At 58.0% G+C, this 18,388-nt stretch carries 13 protein-coding genes; 8 read left to right on the top strand and 5 right to left on the bottom strand.

Features of this window, described 5'->3' with window-relative positions:
• Positions 1-16 precede the first annotated feature (16 nt).
• From rlmD to pelF, 5 genes are all read left to right on the top strand, one after another.
• Positions 17-1,273: a 23S rRNA (uracil(1939)-C(5))-methyltransferase RlmD gene (gene rlmD, locus BN3789_RS04120; protein ID WP_066830442.1), complete on the top strand. Its 1,257-nt coding sequence runs from the start codon at positions 17-19 to the stop codon at positions 1,271-1,273.
• A gap of 168 nt (positions 1,274-1,441) precedes the next feature.
• Positions 1,442-3,559 (top strand): NAD-dependent epimerase/dehydratase family protein, encoded by a 2,118-nt coding sequence (locus tag BN3789_RS04125; protein WP_066830444.1) that lies wholly within the window; start codon positions 1,442-1,444, stop codon positions 3,557-3,559.
• 3 nt (positions 3,560-3,562) lie between these two features.
• On the top strand, positions 3,563-4,462 hold the full coding sequence (locus BN3789_RS04130) for a hypothetical protein (RefSeq protein ID WP_066830446.1): 900 nt from the start codon (positions 3,563-3,565) through the stop codon (positions 4,460-4,462).
• Positions 4,463-6,322, top strand: coding sequence for a DUF2194 domain-containing protein (locus BN3789_RS04135; protein ID WP_066830449.1), 1,860 nt, complete (start codon positions 4,463-4,465; stop codon positions 6,320-6,322).
• Positions 6,323-6,325: 3 nt separating this feature from the next.
• On the top strand, positions 6,326-7,759 hold the full coding sequence (gene pelF / locus BN3789_RS04140; RefSeq protein ID WP_066830452.1) for a GT4 family glycosyltransferase PelF: 1,434 nt from the start codon (positions 6,326-6,328) through the stop codon (positions 7,757-7,759).
• A gap of 80 nt (positions 7,760-7,839) precedes the next feature.
• Here pelF and BN3789_RS04145 read toward each other — a convergent pair whose 3' ends face one another.
• Both BN3789_RS04145 and istA read right to left on the bottom strand, forming a co-directional pair.
• Entirely contained in the window at positions 7,840-8,586 is a 747-nt protein-coding gene (locus BN3789_RS04145) for an ATP-binding protein (protein WP_066830455.1), read from the bottom strand.
• Between the two features lie 4 nt (positions 8,587-8,590).
• On the bottom strand, positions 8,591-10,153 hold the full coding sequence (gene istA / locus BN3789_RS04150) for an IS21 family transposase (protein ID WP_066829446.1): 1,563 nt from the start codon (positions 10,151-10,153) through the stop codon (positions 8,591-8,593).
• Between the two features lie 171 nt (positions 10,154-10,324).
• Between istA and pelG the strand changes: the two genes are divergently transcribed.
• Genes pelG through BN3789_RS04165 form a run of 3 tightly spaced genes read left to right on the top strand, consistent with a single transcriptional unit; the run spans position 10,325 to position 14,363 of the window.
• Positions 10,325-11,863: an exopolysaccharide Pel transporter PelG gene (gene pelG, locus BN3789_RS04155; protein WP_066830458.1), complete on the top strand. Its 1,539-nt coding sequence runs from the start codon at positions 10,325-10,327 to the stop codon at positions 11,861-11,863.
• The gene (locus tag BN3789_RS04160) at positions 11,850-13,640 is read left to right on the top strand and encodes a CotH kinase family protein (protein ID WP_079989082.1); all 1,791 of its coding nucleotides are present in this window, start codon (positions 11,850-11,852) and stop codon (positions 13,638-13,640) included. The genes pelG and BN3789_RS04160 overlap by 14 nt, the downstream gene beginning before the upstream one ends.
• A 12-nt stretch (positions 13,641-13,652) precedes the next feature.
• Complete coding sequence (locus tag BN3789_RS04165) at positions 13,653-14,363, top strand: polyphosphate polymerase domain-containing protein (RefSeq protein ID WP_066830464.1); 711 nt, start codon at positions 13,653-13,655, stop codon at positions 14,361-14,363.
• Positions 14,364-14,847: 484 nt separating this feature from the next.
• Here the strand turns inward: BN3789_RS04165 and BN3789_RS04170 are convergent, their stop codons facing one another.
• The 3 genes from BN3789_RS04170 to BN3789_RS04180 all read right to left on the bottom strand — a co-directional run bounded on the left by BN3789_RS04170 (position 14,848) and on the right by BN3789_RS04180 (position 18,282).
• Positions 14,848-15,888 (bottom strand): tyrosine-type recombinase/integrase, encoded by a 1,041-nt coding sequence (locus tag BN3789_RS04170; RefSeq protein ID WP_066830467.1) that lies wholly within the window; start codon positions 15,886-15,888, stop codon positions 14,848-14,850.
• Between the two features lie 120 nt (positions 15,889-16,008).
• On the bottom strand, positions 16,009-16,764 hold the full coding sequence (locus BN3789_RS04175) for an NAD-dependent protein deacylase (RefSeq protein ID WP_066830474.1): 756 nt from the start codon (positions 16,762-16,764) through the stop codon (positions 16,009-16,011).
• Between the two features lie 285 nt (positions 16,765-17,049).
• The gene (locus tag BN3789_RS04180; protein WP_066830477.1) at positions 17,050-18,282 is read right to left on the bottom strand and encodes a hypothetical protein; all 1,233 of its coding nucleotides are present in this window, start codon (positions 18,280-18,282) and stop codon (positions 17,050-17,052) included.
• Positions 18,283-18,388: the final 106 nt, after the last annotated feature.

Genomic DNA, 18,388 nt, shown 5'->3' on the forward strand with positions numbered 1-18,388 from the left:
CTCGATTGGATCGTTCATGCCAAAGCCCTCCGCCCCGCTCAAGCAAAAGCGCGTCACAGCCGACGGGCCGTGCCCGGTTATGCGTTCGTGCGGCGGCTGCGCCTGGCTTGGCATGCCCTATCGCAAACAGCTTGCCCGTAAGCAGCAGGCCACCGAGGGGCTCTTCGCCCCGCTCATCGCACGCCATCAGTGGGATGTCTCCATCGATCCCGTGCGAGGCATGGGAGGTTGCGCCGGTGAGGGGTCGCTTCCAGCTCCGCGCGCATTCCGCTACAAAGCGGTCACCCCGTTTGCACCCAGCCAGCACGGAGGGGTGCGCTGCGGGTTTTTCGCACGGGGCACCCACCGCATCGTGCACGTTCCGGACTGCATCGTAGAGGCGCCTGACGCCCGGCATATCCTCAACGCGGTGGCGCACGCAGCAGAATCCTGCCACATCCCCGCCTACAACGAGGACACCCACCGCGGCCTGCTGCGCTACGCCGTCCTCCGCATGGGATGGCGCACCGACGAGGCCATGCTGACGCTCGTGACGAGTCAGCGACAGCTGCCGCGCTATCGAGCCTTCATCGAGGCCCTTCAGCGTATCGACGGGCGCATCACCACGATCGCCCAAAACGTCAACCCTCGTGTCACCAACGCGATCTTGGGCAACGACACGCACATCCTCTTCGGTCGTACCCACCTGCGTGATGAGCTGCTCGGATGCACCTTCGACATCTCCCCCACCGCGTTCTACCAGACGAACCCCGCACAGACGGAGGTGCTCTATCAGCTCGCCATCGAAGGCATGGGGCTTAAAGAGGGGGACGTTCTGATGGACGCCTACTGCGGCAGCGGCACCATCGGCCTGTGCGCCGCGCAGACAGCATCGGATGCGGGGGTCAACGTTCAGGTCATCGGCGTCGAGCGCAACGCCGCCGGCGTCGCCGATGCAAAGCGCAACGCGCAGCTGAACAGCCTTGAGCAGCGCGCGCGATTCATCAACGATGACGCCACCTCGTATATGAAGCGCGCCGCCGAGCTAGGCGAGCGCGTCGACGTGCTGTGCTTCGACCCGCCGCGAGCGGGCTCTACGCCCGCATGCCTCGACGCGGCGTGCGCGATGGCTCCCCGCCGCATCGTCTACGTCAGCTGCAACCCTCAGACACAGGTGCGCGACATCGAGCATCTCGCACGCGGGGGATATCGTCTAACGCGTCTGACGCCCGTTGACATGTTCCCCCACACTGAGCATGTGGAGACGGTCGCGATTTTGAACAGGGTATTATAAAATAAGTTGATAATGATACTGATATTATAGTATTATTATATTTTTGATATGATAACACTAAAACTAGATATATATGCTGCAACTAGAGCCACATTTTCTTCCAAGAAGTGTAGTATCATTTTGTTGTTGAAAAAGACATCGTTCGTGTAGTAGTCGGGTGCTACGCATATGAACTTCTTATTCGTTGGAGCCTGTGACACGGCGGGTAGCTCCATCGCCACGCGCATGTACCGTGAGGGCCATCACATCGCATGGCTCACGGATGAACCCACGCTGCCGCTCTGGGGAGACAAGATCCATGGAAAGGTCTTTCGCAGCAGCATCACCCCAAAAACGTGCAAGCAAATCCTCGAAGGAGAGGCAGCCGACTACCTCATTTTTCTAACCGCCCCTTGGCGTGAAAAGACAAGTAGGAGCAAGAGCGCATACGGATCGCTCCTGAGCACCCTGAACGTCGTGCTGAGGACAGCCGCGGCGGCCAAAACGAAGCGAATCTGCCTCCTTTCGAGCGACCAGCTGGCTGACGACCATCTCCTCAATCCCGAACTTGAAGAGCTGCGTGCAGCCGAACGCATGGCAGCCTCGTTCAGCAAACAGAACAACATGAGCCTGCTCATTTTGCGCATGGGCCTCTTGTTCAGCGATGACATCACAACTGCCACGCTTGTTGAACAGCTGATACACGACATGACAGAAGACGATGTCCCTCGCATCCCCTTCACCGCCGATTCCGAGCTTGACCTGCTGTGCGCATCTGATTTAGCAGAGGCGTTCCTTCGACTCGTAAACCTCAACACCATGGGAACGCACACCGTGTTGACCGGGTCCCCTGTAACCGCGCGCACGCTCTGCACATCGGTCGCACACGTCGCTCATTACAGCGGGGAGATTGAATACGGAGGCACACAATACCTTTGCGACGAACGGCCTTCAGACGAGATACGCCTCCTCACCGGCTGGATGCCTTTCTATCTGTTCACCGAGAAAGGCGAGTTGTTTCTACAAAAGAGTCTCTCTCGCAAGACTGTGGTTCAAGAAGAGGAAGAAAGACGCACCTGGTTGCAGGTGCTCCGAAGCCATTCGTTTGCCTGGGCAACCATCCAGAACTTTTTGCTCTTCGCCGTCGCCGCAACAACTTCAGCGCTAACCGAAGATTGGAGCGACCTGCGATACGTCGACGTCCGCCTTCTCTATGTGGTGATCATCGCCATCACCTTCGGCATGCGGCAAGGACTGATAGCTACGGCGCTCGCCTGCTGCAGCTACGCCGTGAGCCTACTGAACTCAGGAATCGACTTGTCGTATCTGCTCTACAACGTCGGCACGTGGATTCCGTTCATCATTTACGGTGTAGCTGGTGCGTTCGGAGGCTATTGGAGCGATAAGAAAAACGATGAATACGATACGCTTCAAAGAGAGAAAGATGAGCTTAATCAACGCTATGACCTGCTCAAGCGGCTATATCGAGAAGTTGTGTCGCTCAAAAACCAGCTGCAGAAGCAAATCGTTGTTTCCAAAGAGAGCTTCACTCGCATGTACTCCATCATGTCGGAATTGGATTCCACCGATCAGCGCATGCTCATGGCACGCACCGTACGCGTAGCAGAGCAAGTCATGAATTGCGAGGGCGCGGCATTCTACATCCTCGCAGGGAAGCGTCATCAGTGGGCTCGCCTATCGGTTTGCTCAGCAGCATGGTCTCCCAATCTCCAGCGAAGCAAAGATCTTACCTCCATGCCAACACTGTACACCAGAATCATGGATGGAAAGATTTTCGTAAACACCGATCTTATGGCCGGATACCCATCCATGGCCATGCCGGTTATGCAAGGCAGCACGCCAAAGGCACTGGTCACCATCTACAACATTCCTTTGGAAAACTTCACGACCGACTATGAGAACCGTTTCCAAACACTCGTGCAGATGATTCAAGACTACCTGGTCAAAGCACTTGAGCACGAGCGAAAAAATCGCGACAGGCTCTTTCTGCCCGGCACGCGCATCTATAACGCAAAGGCGTTCTCTAAAGAGCTGGAAACCCTACGCACCATCGACAAAGAATTCGGCTGCCCGTTTTCCCTGGGCCGCCTGAATTGTACCGACGGGGCGACCAGCCTTAAGGCGCTCTATAAACGAGCTGAACCGCTTCTGCGCAGCACCGATCTCATCGGCGTCGGACCAGACGGCAGCGCACATGCCCTGTTCTTATATGTCGACGACTCCGCCCGTGCCCAACTGAGCGCGCGTCTCGCATCCAAAGGCCTCTCGGTAACGTGGGAGGACTAGGTTATGGACATGATCTTATGCATACTTCTGGCAATACATGTCATTCTCTCCCTCGTCTACCCATGGGACTGGTTCCAGACCTATGGCCGTATTCAAGAAGCCATCGTTCGTATGGTGATCAGCCTCTTCCTCCCACTTGTGGGAGTTGTCACCATGAAACTCGTTGACTACTTCTATGAGCAGAACCCATACGCCCAGATGGATGAACTCTATTTGGATCGAGGAGAATTGACTGACGAACTGCAGCTTCTTCGCGCCGTCGATTCGCAGCAAGCCGCCAAAACCGCCCCAGGCGTAGACGTGCTCCAGCTGGAAAACTATGACGAGCGTCGCCGAATGGTTATGAACACGCTGCGTCAATCCGATACCGCCGACTACATGGACGTACTGCGCCGAGCACTTGTCAACGAGGATCGTGAGACGTCCCATTATGCCAGCGTCGTGATCATGGACCTTCAGGAGCGCATGCAGAGACAGCTCGTCGCCGTTGAGCGGCGTCTTCGCGAGGATCCCGACAACCCTGATGCGCTTTATGCACTTGAAGAGGAGCTGTACAGCATTATCCGCAGCGAGGTCATTGACGAAAACAGCCTGCCGCGATATTACAACCGCTATATTCAGGTTTCCGATGAGCTCTTAGCACAGGCTTCGCCAAGTGCCGAGTGCTTCCATCGACGCATCAAAGTCGATCTCAAGACGCACGATAGCACCCATGCCAAAGAGACCGCCGAGCGGTTCCTTACGAGCAATCCGGACAGCGAAGATGCGGTTGTGGACATGATCAATGTGTGTGTCCAACTCAATGATCGCGCCGGACTGGACAGACTCCTTGACAACCTTGGCAGCATGCCCGTAGTGCTCACTGAACGTTCCCTGCAATACATCAGGTATTTGAGGAGGTAGATGAATATGGAAAAATACTATCGCAAGATCTACCTCTATATCTTCGGAGCTATCGCTATCGCTGTGGTGCTGTTTGCCATGAATAGCGGGCTGCTCATCAGGTCTGACGAGCAGAGCGTATCGTTTCAGCGCTCCGAATCCGTGGATACTCTATCCCAAGCGGATATGGAAGCCTCAACCACCTCCGCATTGGTGCTCTATGATCCCGGTGACGAAAACTCCAAAAAATACCAAACCAACCTGGAACGCGTGTTTGGTTGGCTCCGTATCGACGCGAAATACCTCTCCGCTGAGCGCAAGGACTCCGTCTCGTACCAAGACTACGACATGGTGATGGTTGCGTTTTCCGATTGGGAGGGATTGATCGGTCAGGACTGCACGCGTCTTCTGCATTACGTCAACGACGGAGGCAAGCTGTTCCTCGGCTTGCTTCCAGATGATTTGGGCGGCGCATATCAGACCCTCTACCGACATATGGGCGTCACGGATTACGGCGACTATCAGGAATCTGACGGCATTCGATTCGCCAAAGAGTTGGTACCGGGATCTACAAGCCAAACGTTCAAAGATGCCGACATATTCAGAGATGCCGTGCTCGGCGTTCAGGTGGAAGACAGCTGCCCCGTCTACGCCACGGCGCTCGTGGGCGATCGAGAAATCCCCCTGGTATGGCGCAGCGATTCGGGAGAAGGAGAAATACTCACCTATAACGGCACGGCAATCGTAGGCGACAGCTGGACAGGCTTTGCCGCGGGCTGCATTGCAACCCTGCTCGGCAACTACATGTATCCGGTCATCAACACCAAGACGGTGTTCATCGACGACTTTCCGTCGCCGCAGTACAACACCCAAAGCGATGTCATAGAGGAAGGCTACAACAGAACCGTGCAGGAGTTCTTCCGAGATATCTGGTGGCCGGATATGCAAAACGCCGCCCAACAATACAACTACGATTATGTTGGGTTGTTCATCGCGACCTACGACGACGTCGTCGATCCGGACGACTTCTTCTACCAGAAAGACACGGTGGAACAGTACTTCGGCAACAGCTTGCTCGACAACAACTTTGAAATCGGCGCGCACGGCTACAACCATCAGTCCCTTGCCCTCGATGGCGAGGTGCCCGCCGACCTCGGATACAATGCCTGGGATAACGAAGGCGATATGGAGGCCAGCCTGACCGAGCTGCTCGACATCACCGCAGATCTGTTTCCCGACGTCAAACTCTACACGTACGTGCCACCCTCCAACTACCTAGGATCCGACGGCCGCGAAGCCGTGGCACATGCCCTACCTGATCTGCAGGTGATATCCGGCGTGTACACAAGCGAAGGCGAGGAAGGCAGCGTCTACAAACAAGATTTCGAGGTCGCGTCGGACGGCATCGTCGAATTCCCCCGGACAACCTCCGGAACACTGGATGACCCCTACGATCGTTTCACTTCCCTCAGCGTTGGAGGACTCTACGGGGTCTTCAGCCACTTCATTCATCCCGACGACATTTTGGACGAAGAGCGCGGGCAGGGCCTTTCATGGGAAGAGCTCTACCGACAGTACTGCACCCGTCTGCAATACATCAATGATTGCCTTTCGAGCCTGCAGCCGGCAACCGCAGTGGAGGCGGCACAGGCGCTGCGCATCGCTGAGGAGCTTGATGTCTCATATGCCGAGACCGACGGCAGGATCGAAGGCCAGTGCAACGGATACACCGGTACAAGCTACTGCTATTTCCGTAGCGACAAGAAGGCGGTCACCGACAACGACAGCTGCAGCGTCAAACCCGTCAGCGATGTTGCCGGTGAGAAGTGGTATGTCGTGGAGATCTATGAGCCCACGTTCTCCTTTAAGCTGGAGGGCTGAGATATGAGAATCTGCCTGATAGCCGAGGGGTGCTATCCGTATGTAGCCGGCGGTGTTTCTTCGTGGGTGCAAATGCTCATCCAAGGCATGCCGGAACACACGTTCATCATCTACACGATCGGGGCGAACGAATCCCAACGCGGACAGTTCAAATACTCACTGCCCTCCAACGTGGAACATGTCGAAGAAAACTTCCTCGACCAATATATGGATGCCAAGATACGAAAGCCGGCGCGCTATGATCTTCAATCGAAAGAGCATGAAGCGCTGCTGGACCTCATCACCACCAGCAAACCGAATTGGAATACCTTATTCGACATGTTCTCATGTAACGGCCCCTACCAAGCAAATGAGTTCCTCGCAAGCGATGCCTTTTTGGACGTCGTGATGGACGCATGCCAAGACACCTTCAGGATGACTCCGTTTAACCAGGCATTTTGGACCATCCGGTCGATGCTGCTGCCCGTCTTGAACATCCTGCGCTGCCCCGCCCCCGAAGCCGATGTGTACCATACGGTTTCGACCGGTTATGCTGGCCTGCTGGGTGCACTGTTCCAAAAGCAGACCGAAAAGCCGCTCATCATCACCGAGCACGGCATCTACAGCCGTGAACGGGAAGAGGAGATTCTCAAGGCGGCATGGGTCGACATCTATTTCAAGAAAACCTGGATCGACTTTTTCTTGGGCATGGCGGGTGCCGCTTATAGCAGGGCGACCACCATCGTTTCGCTGTTTCAGCATGCTCGCGATCTGCAGATTGAATACGGCGCCGATGCGAATCGCTGCCGGGTCATTCCGAACGGCATCAAATTGCAACGTTTTGAAGATATCGATCCCCTTCCCCTCGAACGCAAGGGCCTGGTGATCGGCGCCGTCATTCGCGTCGTTCCCATCAAGGACCTCAAAACCATGATCAACGCATTCGCTTTGGTGCTTGAAAGGCGCCCCGATGCAGTCCTCTACATGATTGGCCCTACCGACGAGAATCCCGAATACTATCAGGAATGCCTAGAGCTCATCGAAAACCTGCATGTTCGCAATATTGCATTTGTTGGTCGCGTCGATGTGGCACAGTGGTACGGCGAGCTTGATCTGATGCTTCTGAGCAGCATCAGCGAGGGCCAACCCTTGGCAGTACTCGAAGCCATGGCAAGCCGTCGCCCCATCGTCGCAACAGATGTTGGATCCTGCCGGGAGCTTTTGGAAGGCGTTGACGATGGCATCGGCCCAGCAGGAATCATCGTTCCCGTCATGAGTCCGAACATTATGTCCCAGACCATACTGCAGCTTGCAGAAGATCGTCTCTTGATGCGACAGATGGGTGAAAACGGTCATGCCCGCGTAAGTCGTTACTACCGAGAGGAAGACTTCTTGACTACCTACAGACAGCTCTACCGGGAGGTGAGCGTGAGTATTCGTCCGCAGAGAAGCCACTAAATATTGCCAACTGGAGCCGGGGGTATTGCGCGTGAGAGCCGGGCGCGGTGCCGCAGGGAGCCGCGCCCGGCATCAGCTCGTCAGCCGGATCCGCTGCCGAGCTTCCTCCTCATGTTGAGCTCGCCCATCTCGACCCACGCGGTGCCGTGCACGATGCGGTCCATGATCGCGTCGGCGTGCACGCCGCCCCCGAGCCGCGCGTGCCAGTCCTTCTGCCTGAACTGGGTGCAGAGAACCGTCGAGCACGAGCCGTAGCGCGCCTCCATGAGCTCGAGCAGGAAGCCCCGGAACAGCTCGCCGGGGCGGTCGAGCAGCCACTCGTCCAGCACGAGCACCTGGAAGGCGGCGTACTTGCGGGTGAGCTTGCGCTCGCCGCCCGTTCGCTCGCGCGCCTCGCGCCACGCCTCCTCGAGGTCGGGGCAGCGTATGTAGCAGGCGCGCATCCGTCGCTGGCAGGCGGCCTTCGCGAGCGCGCAGGCCAGGTAGGTCTTCCCCGTGCCCGTCGGCCCCTGGAGCACGACGTTCTGGCCGCGCTCGGCGAACCCGCAGGTCGAAAGCTCGGTGACGAGCAGCCGGTCGAGCCCGCGCTCCTCCGAGAAGTCTATGGAGCGCACGTCCGCCTCGGGATAGCGCAGGCCCGCGCGCTTGGTGAGGTTGCGCACCTTGGACGTCAAGAAGGACGAGTGGGCCTCGTCCACGGCCATCTGCACGCGCTCGGCGCAGGTCATGCCCATGCACATGCCCTCGTCCTGCGCCGCGAAGGCGTCGAGCAGGTCGGATGCGCCCATGTCGCGCAGCTTGCGCCTGGTCTCCACGGAGAGGTCCATCTCCCTACACCTCCCCGTAGAAGTCCGCGCCCCGGACGTATCCGGCCTCGTCCTCGCCCGGCCCGCCGTCGTCGCCCGCCCGGGCGTCGGCGAGCCTGTCCTGGTTGCTCCTGAGTATCGGCTCCACATCCCGGTAGCGCGGTGAGCGCCTCCCCGTCGCCAGCGCCATCTCGCACGCCCTCTCGAGCCGCGGGGCGGAGTACTTGTGCGAGAGCCTCAGCACCGCGAGCGCGGCGTTGAACCCCTGCTCCTCGAACTCCACGGACTGGAATATCCGCTCGACGACGCCGGCGCACGACGGGCCGACCCTCTCCGCCCAGCGCCGGATTCGCCCGGCGTCCCAGTCCGAGTACGACCCCCCGTCCGGCAGGTCGGCCTCGTGCGTCGAGTACCTGTTGCGCGCGTATGCCGGGAACAGCGGGTGGGTCGCGAGCCGCTCTCCGCCCAGGAAGACCTCGACGGTGGACTCAGTGACGCGCAGGTCGACCGTCCTGCCGACGGCGAGATGGGTCACCGAGTAGAAGTTGCGCTTGTACGACACGTGGCAGTTGCGCTGGACCTTGCGCCCGTACACCCACTCGCAGACCTCGTAGGGGACGGCCGGCAGCGGCCTCAGGAGCGGGCGTTCCTGCTCCTCGAAGACCTGCCTCCGCGTGCCCTCCCGTTTGGAGAAGGGGCGGGAGTTGTGCTCGTCGACCTTCTTCCTGACGGCCTCCTTGAGCGCGCCGAAGTCCGTGAAGACCGTTTCGCGCAGCGCCGCTATCACCTCGGTGGCCGCCTGCCACACCTCGTTCTCCACGCTGGGCTTGTCGCGCGGCCTCCTCACGCGCGCGGGCATCACCGCCGCCCCGTAATGGGCTGCCATCTCCCGGTATGCGTCGTTGATGACGACCTCGCCCTCGCGGGGATGGCGCTTGACGCCCGTCTTGAGGTTGTCCGGCACGATGCAGGGAGCCGCGCCGCCGAAGTAGCCGAATGCGTGCACGTGGCAGCGAAGCCATGTATCCTGCTTCATGTCGAGCGTCGGCTCGACCCACGACATGCGGCTGAAGGGCAGGCAGGCCACGAACAGGTAGACCTTGGAGACCTCGCCCGTCGCCGGGTCGACGACCGCCATCGTCGGCCCGGCCCAGTCGACCTCCATGATCCTTCCCGCCTTGTGCCCGACGCGGCTCACGACGCTTTTCCTCACGGTGAACTCGCGGTAGCGCTTGCAGAAGCGGTCGTAACCCATCGACGCCTCGCCCCTCGCGGAGCACGCGTCCCGGTACTCGGCGTGCAGGCGCTTGAGCGTCACCCCGTCGCGGGCGAGCTCCCTGTGGATGCGCCCCCAGTCGGGATCGGGGTAGACGGTGGCCTCGTGCGCCCTCTCGGGGAAAAGGCGGTCGTAGACCTCGCGGTCCGAGAGCGGGCGGGCGTCCTCCCACCCGAAGCCCTCCCGCTTGGCCGCGGCGAGCACCGCGGTCACGCTGTTGCGCGACACGCCGAGGGACGCTGCGATGGTGCGCCCCGACAGCCCGGACCCGTCGAGCCTCAAGATGTCCTTGGCCCTGATTCTATTCGCCATGCTGAAAACCTCCTTCGTCTTGACTCCGACATGGCAAGACGAAGGTAGCAGCAGGCGGCTCCCTTGCGAAATATCGATGGCTCTCTATGCCAATATCTGACGTTGGCCACCAGCGGCTCCCATTCGCAATATCGCATGCTCTGAAGCGGGCGATTACTCAGTGAGCGGTCCATGGCGGGCGTCGGATTCGAACTGAAAAAGCTTTTCCGCCGAAAAGGCGGCTATATCAACACGCTCAAAGCCTATGCAACCACCGCAGTGGTTACCGAAGGCCCCATGGTGTTGTGCATCGTGATGCTATTTGCCATCCGCACCCTGTTGCGGATGTGGAACACCAGCTTTTCTGACCAAGAGGTCTACCTGATCACCACGACCTACATCATGGTGTTCTCCCTCATCCTGTCAAATTCCCTGCTGATGTTTATCAGCCGGTTCATCTCTGATTGCATTTATGAAGACAACAAGGACCAGATTCTCCCCTCTTTTTTCTGCACCATTGCCTACCTACTCGTGTTGGGGGGCATCATAGCGGTCATCTATCTTGCGCTGCTTGACATCCCCTTCCTGCATAAGATGCTGAATTTCCTCCACTTTGAAGTAATGCTCATTCTTTGGACCCAGATGGCGTACCTCTCTGCTATCAAGAAGTACCTCAAAGTGTTAACTGGATTCTTGATTGCAGCGCTGCTCGCCATCGGCGGCAGCATCGTGTTGATGCTTCTCAGTATAAACCCATTGACCGCAGCGTTTTTGGCATCGACCGCAGGGTTCGTCTTGATGATGATCCTCTACATGCAGGAGCTCATCACGTTTTATCCGATGGGTCCGCTGAGCCTTGTGACGCTCTTCCCCTATCTGGATAAATACAAGAGCCTGATACTCACGGGATTCTTTTCCGCCGTCGGTCTGTTTGGACACAACTTCGTATATTGGTGCAGCGAGTATCGAACTCATGTGATTCCACATATGATCTACTGCATGAAATATGATGTTGCCTGCTTCTGGGCAAGTCTTACGATCATACCTTTCCTGGTGATCTTCGTGGTGGCGCTCGAGGTGAACTTCCACAAAGCGTACCGAACCTATTTCGACACCATCCTTTACGGAGGAACGCTTACAGACATCCGAACCGAGAATCGAAACCTAAGACGCACCGCTTTTCGCGAGCTGGCGCACGTCTTCGAGCTTCAGTTTTTCGTCGAGCTGCTGTGCATCACGTTTCTGGGCAACTTTTTACAAAACTCTGCATTTGACCTCGAGATGCTCTCTATCTTTCGCTACCTGTGCGTGGGGTACTGCTTCTACGTACTTGTCAAAAGCCTCGTGACCATGCTCCTGTACTTCGATGACCGCAAAGGTGCCGCCGTGTTGAGTGGATCGTTCGCAGGATTGAGCATTCTCTGCTCCGTTCTCGTTCTACCGGCAGGCATCGAGTGGTACGGAACGGGCTTCCTGGTCGCCGGCGCACTGTGCGCCATCTTTGGACTCAAATATCTCCATAGGTATCTGGAGCGCCTTGAATATCAGGTGTTCTGCCGTCAGCCACTGTTCTACGAAGAGCCGCAGGGCATATTCAAGAACCTCGCTGACCTGGTGAACGAACAAGAACGCCAGATCAGCCTACTCCACCAGTACAAAGGCGGAAATGCTAAAGCAGATGCACCCGAGAGCGGACACGATGAAGAGGTGGTAATCGATGAGAAGGATTAAGTTGAAGCCGGCGTACCTGGCTGCAATGGCCGGCATCTTCCTGCTGCTGGCATTAGCGGCAGGCGCCTCAAGCCTTCGTCAATCCATCATACCCAATGAGGAAGCAGAGGATGTACCGGAGGCGATTGCCGAATCCCAGAAGAACGCTCAGCAGAACGATCAGGGGTTCCAGATCGCGGAAACCGACGATATCGACAGCGGCCTGAACGAAGACAAAAGCGTCTACGCCGAGGATGACCCAGATTCTCTCGTCTACTTCTACGTGACCGTAAGGTACGGAAGTGAAGCGAAGGGTACGAATCACACCTTCAACGAGGTCAACAACGCAATTCGCTTTGTCGACGATGCTCATCTCGATAACGACGTGTATGCCGAAGCTTTGGTACAGGTGGGCAATGAATCCGGTCCCCAACCGGGCATGCTGGGCTATGGCGAAACCGAGAGCAACGCAACCATTCGCGTCCGCGGCAATTCTTCTACCGTCATGCCTCAGAAGAACTACAAGCTCTCCCTCAACGATGAAGCAGGAACCTGGAGGGGACAGAGTAATATCGCCCTCAATAAGCACGCTTTTGATGCCACGCGCATTCGCAACAAGCTGTATTTCGATTTAGCCAAAAATCTCTCCGACGTACCCAGCGAGCGAACGCAGTTCGCCCGCCTCTTCATCAAGGACGAAACCTCAGGAGCAACCGAGTTCGTCGACTACGGCCTGTTCACCCAAGTTGAGGTCCCCACAAAAAAATACCTCGCGAATCACGGCCTCGACCGCGCTGGATACCTGTATAAAGTCATCAGCTTCAATTACGAGCCCAACGACCTGGTCAAGAATTTCGACGCTGAAGACTTTGATCGAGGGGCCATGGATACGGTCATTAGCTGTCGGGGGCGGGAAGACAACGCCCGTCTGTTGGAGATGGTCGATGCCGTTAACGACATGGCCCTCGACATCAACGACATACTCGATACCTACTTCGATCGGGACAACTATATGCAGTGGCTCGCGTTTAACCTGCTGATGGGCAATCGCGACACCACGATGCAAAACTACTATCTTTATAGCCCCTTGAACGGCACAAAATGGTATTTCATCCCCTGGGACGGCGATACGAGCCTAATGAGAGCTGAATACCAAATGGAGGGAAATTCGCAAATCTCGGATTGGGAATGGGGTATCGCCAACTACTGGGGAATTATACTTCACCAGCGCGTCCTTAAAAACGATCGCTGCCGCAAAGAGCTTGCAGAAACCGTAGAACAGATGCACAAATGGCTCAACAAGGAAACCGTCGATCAGATGGTTGACGGCTACTACGAAACCGTGAAGCCCTACATCTATGCCATGCCCGATTATCTCAACCTTCAGCACAACCAGGCGGAGGTCGAGCACCTTATCTCTGTGATGGGTGATGAGGTTGAAGAGAACTATGACAACATCATGGACAGCATGGACGACCCCATGCCGTTTTGGCTCTTCGAAGCCGAGCGCGTTGATGACCAGGTGCGCCTGAGCTGGGAGGCTGCTTACGATTTCGAGGGCGCGTCGTTTACCTACGACATCACGGTAAGTCGGTATCCCGACATGCGCGACCCCTTGTTCAGCCAGCAGGGATTGATAGCAACCGAGGCGACCATACCGCAAAGCACTTTGGAGTCCGGAGAGTTCTACTGGCGTGTCATCGCCACGCGCGAGGATGGGCAGACGGTCAACGCCATGAATCAGATAGAAGTGAACGATCTCTACTATCCCGGCGTCTACAGCTTCACACTGCAATAGGAGTCATCCCATATGAAGGCATACCGCTATGAGCAGAAGTACGTGCTGCATGAGGCTCAATACTTGCCGTTGCGGCAAGCGGTCAGAACTCTTATGGACCGAGATCGCCATGCAGGCCCTGGCGGAGAATACATGATTCGCAGTTTGTACTTCGATGATATGTATCAGACCGCATATCGAGATAAGCTTGGCGGCGTATATGCGCGCAAAAAGTATCGCGTTCGCATCTACAACTGCCAAACCACCAGCATCAACCTCGAGTGCAAATACAAACAAGGGTCCTATATCAACAAGGAAGCCGTCGCGTTGTCACTCGACGAGTATCGGCGCATCCTCGAGGGAGATTGTCGGTTCCTGTTGGATAAAGACTCCCATATGGCCCATGAGTTCTACCTTGATTGGCGCAATCGGCTGTTGCGCCCAGTGGTGATTGTGGATTATGAGCGCGAACCCTATGTGTTGGAAGCGGGTACGGTCCGCGTCACGTTCGACAAGAACCTGCGTGCGGTATCCCCGCAGGAAAACATCTTTGATGCTGACGCCGCAGCGCGCAGCGTCCTGTTCCCAGGACAACTCATAATGGAGATCAAATTCACGGGATACCTGCCCGAGCGCGTTCGGCGCATCTTCCATATGCGCAATACTACGCAGACATCAGCCTCCAAATTTTGCATGTGCATTGACCGCCTAAACGGCAACGCACCCATCCCCGTGATGCTTTAGACAGAGAAGGGACACGATACCATGGACCAAGCAACGACTACATTTGGGGATCTGTTCAAAAACTCATTCCTCAGCATGTTTCCGGAAACAGTCGACCCGTGGCAACTTATTACCGTGCTCGCGGTCTCTCTGCTTCTCGGCCTGGGCATATTCGCCAGTTATAGAGTTTAGCCTTTCCTTCGAACCACTTCTAGCCTTTTGCTAAAAAACGGCACGAAGGTAGCCTAAGCTCTACCGGTGTGACTCAGTCTAGCACCGATTTATTCTTTGTCTACCTTTTTTTCGTCAGGCTTTTTTCTTAAATCTTAAGAAGCGCGACGTTAAGCTGCATTTCTGGTGTGATTTGGCCGTTTTACCACCATATATTGTGGTCAATCCTCCGGCACGTCCGAAATTATAGGTGCTCGCCGCGAATTTGAACATATCCCAATTTCCTCCTTTATTTCTGCACTGTTTCCATCCGCGATTCAAATGACCCCGAATATCAGGCCTCGCTGACCACGTCGCGCGGGTTGTGCTCCTCCATGATCGCCCGCAGGCTCGACGACGAGACATGCGTGTAGCGCTCCGTGGTCTTAACCGAACTGTGACCCAGGAGCTGCTGGATATATCTAATACTTACTCCCTGCTCCAGCAGCGTGGTGGCGAACGTATGCCTGAACATGTGCGGCGTGATGTGCAGCTCCACGCCCGCCTCCTGCGTCCGTTTGCGGATGATCTTCCGCACCGCCTGGGTGGTCAGCCGCTGCATGGTCCTGCTCAAAAACAGCGCCTCGCTTTGCGGTTGCGCCCAAGCGGTCTTTGGCCCCTTGCGGCTTTTCATATATACCTCGAGCACCGCCAGCGTCTGCTTCGACCCCAGCACCACGATGCGTTCTTTCGACCCCTTTCCGAACACCCTCAATTGCTGGGTCGAGAGGTCGATGCTCTCTACATCAAGCGAACACAATTCCGATACGCGGATTCCCGTCGCCGTCAGCAGCTCCAACACGGTCTGGTCGCGCAGGGCGATCGCGCTTTTTTGCCACGCTCCCTTTCTGGGCCTCCCCTTCTGTGCCCGCCCGGACGGCTCCAAGATCCGTCGCAGGTCAGACAGCGCGATGGTGCGCGGCAAAAGCAACGGCTGACGCACGTTGACCTCGAGATCCTCGAATGGCGTGGCATATATCAGATGCTCGCGCTTGAGCCAGTTGGTCCACGCCCGAAGCGACGCGAGCTTGCGACGCACCGTGCTGGCCGAGAACTTGCCGTTGAGATACACCAGGTGCAGGCGCATCGCCTCACGGTTGAAGGTGAGCCGACACTCGGTGATCCAGTCGATGAACTGCAGGATGTCGCAGCGATACGCCTTCACGGTCTTGTCGTCCAGGCGCCGCTCATTGGTACAGCGCGCCAGATACAGCTCAAGGTCGGCCGCAAGCTCCGCGCGCTGCTCATCCAAGGTGCACACCGCCAGGGGCTGCACTTCCTCCACTCCGTCGTATCCGAGCAAGCTTTCCGTATTCCGATCGAATTCTTCAACCATACTGCCTCCCGTCCTCAAACATGAATGGAGCAATGGCGCCCGGCGGCGGGGCCATTGCTCCATCATGGGACGGGACGCATCCGTCCATATGCAATGAATCTACGAATGAACGACGTGCGGCTAAAAGCGGAACGCCTGAGCGATGTCGCACGAGATCAACAGGTCCGCATTGCGGTCCTGCGGCGTGGGGTCGCGGTTGATGATCACGAGCTTGTCGCCCCTGAAATACTGCGTGAGGCCGGCTGCCGGATACACCACGAGCGACGTGCCCCCGATGATGAGCATGTCGGCGTGCGCGATAGCGTCGACCGCGCCCATGATGACGCGCTCGTCGAGCGGCTCCTCGTAAAGCACGACGTCGGGCTTGATGTGCCCACCGCAGGCGGGACAGACGGGCACGCCGTGCTCATCCTCGCTCTCGCGCGCGCAGATCCATTCGGCACTATAGCTTGCGCCGCATGCCTGGCAGATGTTGCGGTGCACCGAGCCGTGAAGCTCCCAGACCGCCTGCGAGCCGGCCAGCTGATGCAGCCCGTCGATGTTTTGGGTCACAACCGCATCGAGCTTGCCGTCGCGCTCGAGCTCGGCGAGCTTGAGATGCGCCTGGTTGGGCTTGGCGCCCAGCGCGATCATCTTCTTGCGGTAGAAGTCGAAAAACTCCGCCGGATGACTCTCGTAGAAGCTGTGCGAGAGCATGGTCTCGGGCGGATAGTCGAATTGCTGATGATAGAGCCCGTCCACACTGCGGAAATCGGGAATGCCGCTCGCCGTGGACACGCCGGCGCCGCCGAAGAACACCGCGTGCTGATGGGTGTCAAACAGATGCGCGAGCTCCCGCGCCGCTTCTTGGGGATCCGAGATGACCTGAGATGCCATAGCCTGCCTTCTTTCGCATGTGGTTCGCACGGCACTCTCTATTGTACGGATATGGCTACAAGAAAGGCGGGCCAAAGCCCGCCTGATACGCCTCGTGAGCTGGTTACCCGCTAAGAGGGCCCCGTAACGGTATACCCAGAACTGCGGGTGAGAGCCCTCATATGGGCCCTCACCCGCAGTTCTGGGTACGGTTACGGGGTGTTCGACACGCTCGAGCGGGGGCATCCCGCCGGAGTCGCCTTTTCGCCCGCGATGGCCGGGGCATCAAAGGACGCCCAGCATCCCCTACCGCTTGCGGCCGAAATGCTTGCCGAGGAAACCGCCGACGCTGTCATCGTCATCGATGTCGTCGACCACACGGGACTGCGCGCCGAAGTCGACCCACTCGATCTCGCCCGCATACGTCTCGTCCAGGCTGCGCGGGGCGCTCGACGGCTGCTGGGCCTGCGGCGCCGGCGCCGGGGCAACGCCCTCGGGGATCGTCAGGTGACGGGCCGTGCGTGCGACCTTGGGCACGGGCACCGCACCGGGCGCATAGCGCTTGCCGGCGGGACGGGGCGGCTCGGGCTCCTCAACGGACTCGGGTGCGGGCGCGGCAACGGGCGCCGGCGCAGGCTGAACCGGAACGGAAGCGGGCGCAGGAGCGGGGACAGGCGCCGCGTGGTCCTCGAACGCCATGAAATCCAGCGGAACCTTGGTGAGACCCGCCGCATCGTCATCCTCATCGTCGGCCGCGGGCTCGGTCGCCTCGGGCACCAGCTCCCCGCGTGCCCTGAGCGCGGCCTGGATCAGGTCCTCGGTCTTGTCGCTCGGAGCCGCCCAAGTGGCAGGGATCGTGACGACCTCGGTCTTGTCGGCCTCGTCCTCGAGGTCTTCGGCCTCGTCTTCACCTTCGTCCTCGGCCTCCGCCTCCAGATCGGCATCCTCGAGTAGGGCGGGCTCGTCGCCCTCAAGGTCGCTCTCAAACTGGGCGGCGTCCTCCAGCTCGGGCTCCTCGACCGGCTCCTCCTCGAACTCGGCGTCTGCCTCGCCCTCGGCCTCGCCGTACATGGTGGGGGCCTTGCGCTGCAGCACGGTCCATGCAACGCCCGCCACAACTGCGAGCACCGCGAACACGGCGAACGTGGCGCACAGCGCCGTCACGATCACATCGCTGAACGCGCTGTCGTAATCGCTGAAATACGACGTGGAGACGCCCGCGATCATCACGATGACGGACACGAGGCTCACGCCGGAGAAGATCAGCATCGACATGTTGTCGCGCCTGCCTGCCGCCCATATGCCCAAGATGCCCGAGGCGAGCGTCAGTGCGAACAGCACCAGCGAGAACCCGATAACGCTCACGGTCGCCTGGTGCTCGGCGTCGAAGAATATGGCGCCCAGCACGGCGTAGTTTGCCCCGGCGACCGCAAGGTACAGCATGCTCGCGCAGATCAGCGCGAACGAAACGATTTTGACAGCCAGCATGCTGACGTGAAGCCAACGCTCCACGTCGTTTGAACGAATGTCATCCGGCATGAGGGCAATCCTCCCCTAAAGGCGAAGCGCGGCACGCAGGCCCGGCGCGCCGTTCGCGGTATCGTCGAAAGTGTTCTTATTATAGTGTCCTCGAGCCGCATGCGCG

Origin of the sequence: Collinsella ihumii, from assembly GCF_900046475.1 — a bacterium.
GTDB classification, from domain to species: domain Bacteria; phylum Actinomycetota; class Coriobacteriia; order Coriobacteriales; family Coriobacteriaceae; genus Collinsella; species Collinsella ihumii.

Bases quoted from the DNA above. Each gene is read 5' to 3' on its own strand.
- BN3789_RS04160 (WP_079989082.1), top strand. From the start codon at position 11,850: ATGAGAAGGATTAAGTTGAAGCCGGCGTACCTGGCTGCAATGGCCGGC.
- BN3789_RS04180 (WP_066830477.1), bottom strand. From the start codon at position 18,282: ATGCCGGATGACATTCGTTCAAACGACGTGGAGCGTTGGCTTCACGTC.
- pelG (WP_066830458.1), top strand. From the start codon at position 10,325: ATGGCGGGCGTCGGATTCGAACTGAAAAAGCTTTTCCGCCGAAAAGGC.
- BN3789_RS04135 (WP_066830449.1), top strand. From the start codon at position 4,463: ATGAATATGGAAAAATACTATCGCAAGATCTACCTCTATATCTTCGGA.
- BN3789_RS04170 (WP_066830467.1), bottom strand. From the start codon at position 15,888: ATGGTTGAAGAATTCGATCGGAATACGGAAAGCTTGCTCGGATACGAC.
- BN3789_RS04130 (WP_066830446.1), top strand. From the start codon at position 3,563: ATGGACATGATCTTATGCATACTTCTGGCAATACATGTCATTCTCTCC.
- istA (WP_066829446.1), bottom strand. From the start codon at position 10,153: ATGGCGAATAGAATCAGGGCCAAGGACATCTTGAGGCTCGACGGGTCC.
- BN3789_RS04175 (WP_066830474.1), bottom strand. From the start codon at position 16,764: ATGGCATCTCAGGTCATCTCGGATCCCCAAGAAGCGGCGCGGGAGCTC.
- pelF (WP_066830452.1), top strand. From the start codon at position 6,326: ATGAGAATCTGCCTGATAGCCGAGGGGTGCTATCCGTATGTAGCCGGC.
- BN3789_RS04165 (WP_066830464.1), top strand. From the start codon at position 13,653: ATGAAGGCATACCGCTATGAGCAGAAGTACGTGCTGCATGAGGCTCAA.
- BN3789_RS04125 (WP_066830444.1), top strand. From the start codon at position 1,442: ATGAACTTCTTATTCGTTGGAGCCTGTGACACGGCGGGTAGCTCCATC.
- rlmD (WP_066830442.1), top strand. From the start codon at position 17: ATGCCAAAGCCCTCCGCCCCGCTCAAGCAAAAGCGCGTCACAGCCGAC.
- BN3789_RS04145 (WP_066830455.1), bottom strand. From the start codon at position 8,586: ATGGACCTCTCCGTGGAGACCAGGCGCAAGCTGCGCGACATGGGCGCA.